The 6,486-nt window shown below is 53.6% G+C and carries 10 protein-coding genes; 4 read left to right on the top strand and 6 right to left on the bottom strand.

Annotated elements, in window-relative coordinates:
- Window positions 1-950 (top strand): cytochrome d ubiquinol oxidase subunit II (locus tag D3D01_RS22320; RefSeq protein ID WP_147439976.1); only part of this gene is annotated, 950 nt, incomplete at its 5' end.
- A 272-nt stretch (window positions 951-1,222) separates the two neighbouring features.
- Here the strand turns inward: D3D01_RS22320 and D3D01_RS22315 are convergent.
- Window positions 1,223-1,615, bottom strand: a complete 393-nt coding sequence (locus D3D01_RS22315) for a DUF5684 domain-containing protein (RefSeq protein WP_101352087.1) — start codon at window positions 1,613-1,615, stop codon at window positions 1,223-1,225.
- Window positions 1,616-1,712: 97 nt separating this feature from the next.
- Window positions 1,713-1,865, bottom strand: coding sequence for a hypothetical protein (locus D3D01_RS24405; RefSeq protein WP_199725592.1), 153 nt, complete (start codon window positions 1,863-1,865; stop codon window positions 1,713-1,715).
- Between the two features lie 696 nt (window positions 1,866-2,561).
- Here D3D01_RS24405 and D3D01_RS22310 point away from each other — a divergent pair.
- Complete coding sequence (locus D3D01_RS22310; RefSeq protein ID WP_121513834.1) at window positions 2,562-2,975, top strand: TRAM domain-containing protein; 414 nt, start codon at window positions 2,562-2,564, stop codon at window positions 2,973-2,975.
- A 12-nt stretch (window positions 2,976-2,987) separates the two neighbouring features.
- On the opposite strand, the gene D3D01_RS23855 is transcribed toward D3D01_RS22310, so the two are convergent.
- Window positions 2,988-3,128: a hypothetical protein gene (locus tag D3D01_RS23855; RefSeq protein ID WP_158600561.1), complete on the bottom strand. Its 141-nt coding sequence runs from the start codon at window positions 3,126-3,128 to the stop codon at window positions 2,988-2,990.
- 197 nt (window positions 3,129-3,325) lie between these two features.
- On the opposite strand from D3D01_RS23855, the gene D3D01_RS22305 reads away from it, so the two are divergent.
- Both D3D01_RS22305 and D3D01_RS23850 read left to right on the top strand, forming a co-directional pair.
- Window positions 3,326-3,526 (top strand): hypothetical protein, encoded by a 201-nt coding sequence (locus D3D01_RS22305; protein ID WP_121513833.1) that lies wholly within the window; start codon window positions 3,326-3,328, stop codon window positions 3,524-3,526.
- 157 nt (window positions 3,527-3,683) lie between these two features.
- Complete coding sequence (locus D3D01_RS23850; RefSeq protein ID WP_158600560.1) at window positions 3,684-3,827, top strand: hypothetical protein; 144 nt, start codon at window positions 3,684-3,686, stop codon at window positions 3,825-3,827.
- A gap of 759 nt (window positions 3,828-4,586) precedes the next feature.
- Here D3D01_RS23850 and D3D01_RS22295 read toward each other — a convergent pair.
- The 3 genes from D3D01_RS22295 to D3D01_RS22285 all read right to left on the bottom strand — a co-directional run bounded on the left by D3D01_RS22295 (window position 4,587) and on the right by D3D01_RS22285 (window position 6,292).
- Window positions 4,587-5,096: a radical SAM domain-containing protein gene (locus D3D01_RS22295; protein ID WP_121513831.1), complete on the bottom strand. Its 510-nt coding sequence runs from the start codon at window positions 5,094-5,096 to the stop codon at window positions 4,587-4,589.
- 133 nt (window positions 5,097-5,229) lie between these two features.
- Window positions 5,230-6,099, bottom strand: coding sequence for a hypothetical protein (locus D3D01_RS22290; RefSeq protein WP_121513830.1), 870 nt, complete (start codon window positions 6,097-6,099; stop codon window positions 5,230-5,232).
- A complete protein-coding gene (locus D3D01_RS22285) occupies window positions 6,092-6,292 on the bottom strand; it encodes a hypothetical protein (protein WP_121513829.1) in 201 nt (66 codons plus the stop codon). The genes D3D01_RS22290 and D3D01_RS22285 overlap by 8 nt, the downstream gene beginning before the upstream one ends.
- Window positions 6,293-6,486: the final 194 nt, after the last annotated feature.

Here is a 6,486-nt window from a genome sequence, read left to right as displayed (position 1 = left end):
TGCCGGAGATCTGGTTCGGCGCCGTGCTGTTCGCGTTGGGGATGTACGTTGTCCTCGACGGGTTCGACTTCGGTATCGGGATGCTTTACGCGACCCGGACGGACGAACGCGAGCGAGAGACGTTCCTGGCGGCGTTCGGACCGGTCTGGGACGCGAACGAGGTGTGGGTCGTCGCCTTCGGGACGATGCTGCTAGCGGCGTTCCCGCGCGTGTACTCGCGCCTGCTGGCGGACAACTATCTGCTCGCGCTCGGATTCGTCGTCGCGTTGGTGTTTCGCGGTCTCGGTCCGGAGCTCCGCGAGCAGCGCGACGACGAGCGCTGGAAGCGCTACACCGACTACGCGTTCATCAGCGGGAGCGTGTTCGCGCCGCTCCTGTTGGGGATGCTCGCGGGTCGCTGGCTGTTCGGCGGGGCGACGCTACCAGTAGCGTTGACTGGCGTCGGCCTAGTCGCCGTCTCGATAGTCACGGGGGCAGCGTTCCTCGCAGCCAAGACCGAGCCCGGTCTGGCATCGGAACTGCGAGCGTACGGCATCGGTGCGACACTGGCGTACCTTGGCGGTGTGGTCGTGCTGCTGGGAACCGTCGTCCTGACCGATGCGGGTGGCGCTGCCGACGCGGTGCTCTCGTTGCCCGTCACTGCAGTCGTCGCTCTCTCGGTCACCGTTGGGCTGGGCGGGAGCGTACTGGCCAGACGCGGCCGGTACCGAGCCTGGCTCGCGAGCGCGCTAGCGCTGCCCACACTGTTGACGATCTTGGTCGCAATGCTGCTGTACCCGACGATTTATCCGCCGACCGGATTGTTGGTCAGAGAAGCGGTCGTGTCGCCACTAGCGCTGAACCTCGTGACCGTCCTCGGGTTTCCGGTCCTGCTGCTGGTACTGTGGTACTTCAAATTCCTCTACGGCGTGTTTAGCGGCCCAATCAAGGGCGAGGGCTACGGGGGATAACCTCACAACCTCTCGTCGTGCCATTCTCCGCTCAGTACTGGTGACTCTCGGATCGTGGGTGTGTACGGGATGATGGAAGCACATCCCCGCGATAGTGTATCACTCTCGGTGTCACACATCACCAGTGCCGCCAACTGGAACGCGACTAAGCGTATCGGCTTGGACTGCTACAGACTGCATTCTGTTGCAGTTTGTCGAGCAGATCTCCAGTTGGGGCCATCAAAGGAAGATAGTTCGATATACATTGAGAACGCCGGTCTCAGCTTCTGAGATTATGCGAGCCCACCAGACTGACGATGCTGATAATCGCCAAAGCCCAGCAGTGGGAAGAAGAGGATACCAAGGAAGGTGAGCCCAAGCCCAAACCCGATACCTCTCCCAAACGCTCGAGCTACTCCAGCATGAATCTTATACAGCGCGTATAGATTTATCACCGGGATAAATATGAGGAGCAACCACCACCATGCATTCTCCCCGATCCGAAGCATGATATAGAGGTTGTATAGCGGAATGATTGCCTTCCACCCTGCATGACCAGCTTTCTTGAATACCATCCACATCCCGGCAATCTGGATGCCAGCAATCAGTAGGTTGAACAGGAGGAGCACAATACCACCGGCATCACTGCTTTGGAGGGGGGTAACTAACACCTCGAGGGGAACCATATCAGTAGTGGTTTACTGATTTAATAAAAAAGTGGTGAATCTTATAGGCGTGCTTGAACACTGTCTCTGTCGGACGATAGTATTAACTAATAAACAGCTACTCCGGCGCAACGACATCTTCACACGTTGGACACTCGGCCCAGATACCCTCCGTGCCATCGTCTTTCTCGTATTCAACCAGCAGCCACGGAGTTGTGATACGCTCGTCGCAGTTTGGGCAGCGACCGAGACTTCGCGTGCCATCAGACATGGAAAGGGGATGGATGGAGCGTGTGACAGTGTTCCTTCCGTGCAGAACTCGCCCGGCGTCGAGGATAAATGTTTGCCAGACTACAGCATGAATATATACTAGAACCGGACGTCACACTGCATCTCTTGGGTGCTGGCGCTGCTGTCACCAGTGAGGAACAGTGCCCCTCAGGACCGGTTTCGTTAGTTGTCCAAACAATCAGCACACCGGCCAGCGCCCGGGAACGATGGGTCCCCACATTCTATGCACGCATCAACTGCGGCGTGGTTCTCTGCACCCGACTCAAGGTACTGTTTGACCGTTTCCCACACCCGCTGAATCATATCTAGAATGTCGTTCTCAAGGCGTATAAACCCACTAATCGAGACATTAGTGTATAGCGCTATAGAATACTATGTACCACACCTGCTCCTGTGAGCCCAGCTGTGGGATAGTTGTTTGCTGGTTACTCTCGTGTCGCTGTCGCGGCTCTTATAACAGTTCTCAGAGGCGGTGGACCGTTCTGGGAATGGTAAGTCGATGACTGGAGCACGACGACGACAATTGCGAAAGCGTGAATCGGAAGCAGGACTGATGGAACGGAGCAACCTATACAGAGACCATCGCCCGGAGGATCCAACGAAATCGCTGGACCAGCGTAGTCATAGACCATAGACTCAAATGCTGCTGGAGACGTACACTGCGTACGATATGACGATGGATATTCCGCCTCAACTACGCTGTTTGTTTGCTGGCACCGTCGAAGAACGCAACGACTCTTATGTGATTGAAGTGCCCAAACAGGAACTGGAAACTGGGTCTCTGCAGGCCGGTGCAATGTACCGCGTTGCACTGCTCTCGTACCCGGCGGATAGTGAACCCACACAGAGCGAGACAGAGCCACAGAGAGACCGCAGGCCACAGACCCCGCCGGTCGTGGAAGGTGAACAACGCACCGTCGACATCGAAGATCTCGGCGACCAGGGCGACGGACTCGCGCGTGTTGAGCGAGGGTTCGTAGTGATTGTGCCCGATACCGAGATTGGGGAGCGTGTTACTGTAGAGATTACTGATGTTAGAGAAAACGTCGCCTTCGCCGAAGTTGTTGCACGGGGTAGTTCCTACGAGTAAACTGTCTCGGATCTATTCTTCGTTGGCGTAGACGAGCTGCAGCGCTTCACGAAGGTGGTAGAGTACTTCGTCATCATCGGTCTGCTGGTGAGCGTGCCGAATGTGCTTTTCTACGGGGTTGTCGGTCTCAGTTTCGACGGTTTCCGAGGGCACATCTCTGTGTTTTATTGTAATCTCATATATTTGTTGGTTATTTGCTAGATGCATCTCAAAACATATTATACGCTATTTTGCTATTTGAACGGAGCAGGTACTCTCTCCTCCACTGGGCCTGCACATGTGATACAACCACTCATATTATGGCCTAGATTTATGAAGATCTGGGTGACAGTTCTATGTGAGCTAGTAGCATGGGTGGGTGCGACCAGTATTCAGATGATGAAGAAGCCCGATCTGGATGGACTTCAGACGAACAAGAGATTGCCAAACTTGTTGAAGAGTTCATCTCCGCAGACGAAATCCCACCCGAAATCGCAGCGGAGGTTGAGAAACTACACGACTCCGGGCACCCTCACCAGGCACTTGAACTTCTCCTCCGATCACTAGACTGAGCGCGCACCTCACCATGGGCCAAGCCGTGCTTGGTTCCGTCGTGAAAAATACTGACAAGCATTTTACTACGTCAGCTACTCTGGAATAATCGATTGCACCAGAACCCGTGTGAATTCACCCCGTACTACTAATGGTAGGAGGGTGAACGGTTCACTGATGGAAGTGAAAAACAGACTACAAGAAGCACTGAAACAGATTTCACTTGCGAAGGAAGAAGTGGACCAATCCGACGTTGCCCAAGAGCTTGAGCAGAGTCTTGAAGCACTGCACAACGCGTTGGAGGCTCTCGACGAAGAGTGATGCCTTGTCAGCAATATCAACGGGTAGAGAGTGCGTTGCGGCGTCACTCGATTCAATCGCACTCAATATCAGAGGCTTGTACTTCCGAGAGAGCGGTGCTAGGATGGAGAACATAACGGTCCCTGCCGCGCGCTCCGAGTCAGCACGCATCGCGTTTGGACCTGTTCCCAGCCGAAGCGGACAGGCGGATACTAGACTGTAACCGTGAAGCATGGACCGAGAGTCCGCTCTCTTGTCGTCCCAATTGGAGGCGAACGTGCGGTCCCGTTCGTCTCAGTACAACTCATGCATAACGAATTTAAATAGGCTGCTCGTCGTCCTGATAATGCTGGGCAACACGGTGAGATGCCCCAATTGTGAGCGGTTGTATGAGAGCATCGTCAACGAACACTGTCCATACTGTGCTGTCCACGGTGAGTGAGGACTCGGACTGAGCAGTTGTTTCGGGTGTGCAATCGAGTTGCGATGGGCAGAACGCGTATTGAGAGTTAGCTCCCCAGCCGTGGGCGGTATTCCTCGCTTGTTGATTAGCGATCCACTGTTTCACACCGTCGCCGTCAACGCCCAGAAAGAGTGGGTAAGCCTGGGTGTCCTTTTGCACGCTTACTGAGCAGTGGTTTCAGGAGCTACTTGGGTAACAAACGATGGGGCGAATTGGGAGGTAGCTACACTGTCGCCGCGACGGGCTGATAGTCGGCTTTCGACGGCGTCGGCTCCGACGTCAACCGGCCAAACCCTGACGCGGTGCCTGATAGGCAGTCAGATGAGATGCTCTATGGACTGGTCGTCGTGAGCTAACTCAGACTGCTCAGGCGGGGAATCTGTCTCACGCTCGGAGAACGACTCCGGTGAGACGGCCTGTTGCATCGCTTTGAGCTTCGACCGCAGTTGGCCGCTCGTCGAGCGCACCAACTCATCGTCTGGCCAGGAGTGCACTTCGAGGCCGTCGAAGCGGGTTGCCACCTGTTGGACTGTATTCAACTGTTCGAGGGCGTACTCGACCCAGTACTGGTGACTGTCCTGCATCTGCTGGAGTTCCTCGACCACGTCGTCGTAGCCGGCTTGCTCGGCGGCGGTGAGACACTGTTGGAAATTCGCGCCACGGGGATTGATTGGCTCGTGGAAGACGACAACCTCACCGAGCGCTCTAAAGTAGCTGAGTAGCTCGTGAAAGTCGTCTTCGCCCATCGTGGGGTATGTGGGAGACATCGAGACGAACACCGACACACCGGCCTGCTGGAGTTCGTCTAACGCCTGCCAGCGAGTCATCGGCGATATTCGCGATGGACGGGCAAGTTACATAGAGACTGATGAATTGTAGGCGAAGATCGAGTGGACTAAGGATTTGATTGGTACATTCGTCCACCAGCTGTTGGCGATTAAGCGAATCATCATCGAAGTATCAGACAAGTACCGCCACGATCCAAAACACTATGCTGAGCAGCGAGAGGGCCGCTGGAGCAGATGAGAGAAGCCGTTCACCCCTCCCCATATCAACACGCTTCCACCTGCCTTTTCGGCCATTTTCTTCGAACAGTTCTTGAGCTAGTGATGGATAGCTATCATCAGTAGTTGACTCATCAGGTTCGGAGAGGTACTCACGTCCGACATACCTAATCGGAAGTGACAGCACTGTGTAACCGAGATTTATCCATAAAAGCTGTATAGCTGATATTTCAGATGAGAGTAAAAATACCTGTGCAGATACTATCCCAAAGAGTATCGCGACTGGAATTCTGAGCGTTCCACCTAAAAATGCGTCATATGCTTCCTGAAGTAGTACCTGATTTTGGCGTACCGCACTTGCATACCTACTCTGGATAGATAGTGAGTGGCCAGATGAGGGTATTTTGTTGACTGGTATGACGACTTCAGACGAATCGAAGTGAATCGAACTTCGATACCCCACGGTCAGATTAAATAGTTTGTACTCTCCCTTCAGAAAGAAAATTACTGCTGTTGCAAGAATGGAAATAGAAAGGAGGAAATTGATCGCGATAATTCCTTGCAGCGTCACAGCTGACATCTCAATTGGGAGTTGACCAGCTGGTTTAGCGTATGCTGCTGCCTCTCCGGGGATTTTTGGAATAAGATCATATGTCGCGACAGCAATCGTCGCAATCACGGCGACTATCGTGATGCTAGCACCTAAAAAGCCCATAGCAAGGGACTGAAGATTGTGATACCGGTTCTGTTGCCACGTCAGCATTTGCTGTAGGGCATCTCGATCTGCATATGAGACCTGTAAATCTGCATCTGACGACTCAACCATTGATCTCCTCAATGAACTGGAAAAGAATCGTTAGGAGCGTAACGATGACAATGAGGGGGATTGCGAGGTCTACAAAGAGATTTACCAGCGAGGCGGTATTCCCGCCTCGCAAGCTTTGTGTGATAATGACAAGGGTAACTACCGCGAATATCAATATGAGCAGATTTGATGCTGTCTCAAAGGCATCGGCCATACAGAACGTACACCATCACTAGTAAAATCAGTTCTGGGATAGTCGGTTTCATTTGTACCACAATCAGGCATTCGTTCTAGTTTAGTGGCGGTCAAAGCCGAACTCACCTCGTTCAACCTGCTCACGTAACCGATCTCTGTGTGGATTTGGATTTCGTGATGCCCACAGCAACAGCTCGTCCAAATCCGGCAGTT

Source organism: Haloarcula sp. Atlit-7R, assembly GCF_003666065.1.
GTDB lineage: Archaea > Halobacteriota > Halobacteria > Halobacteriales > Haloarculaceae > Haloarcula > Haloarcula taiwanensis.
Note: the sequence above shows the minus strand (reverse complement) of the source record. Positions and strands in the feature narration are given on the sequence as shown.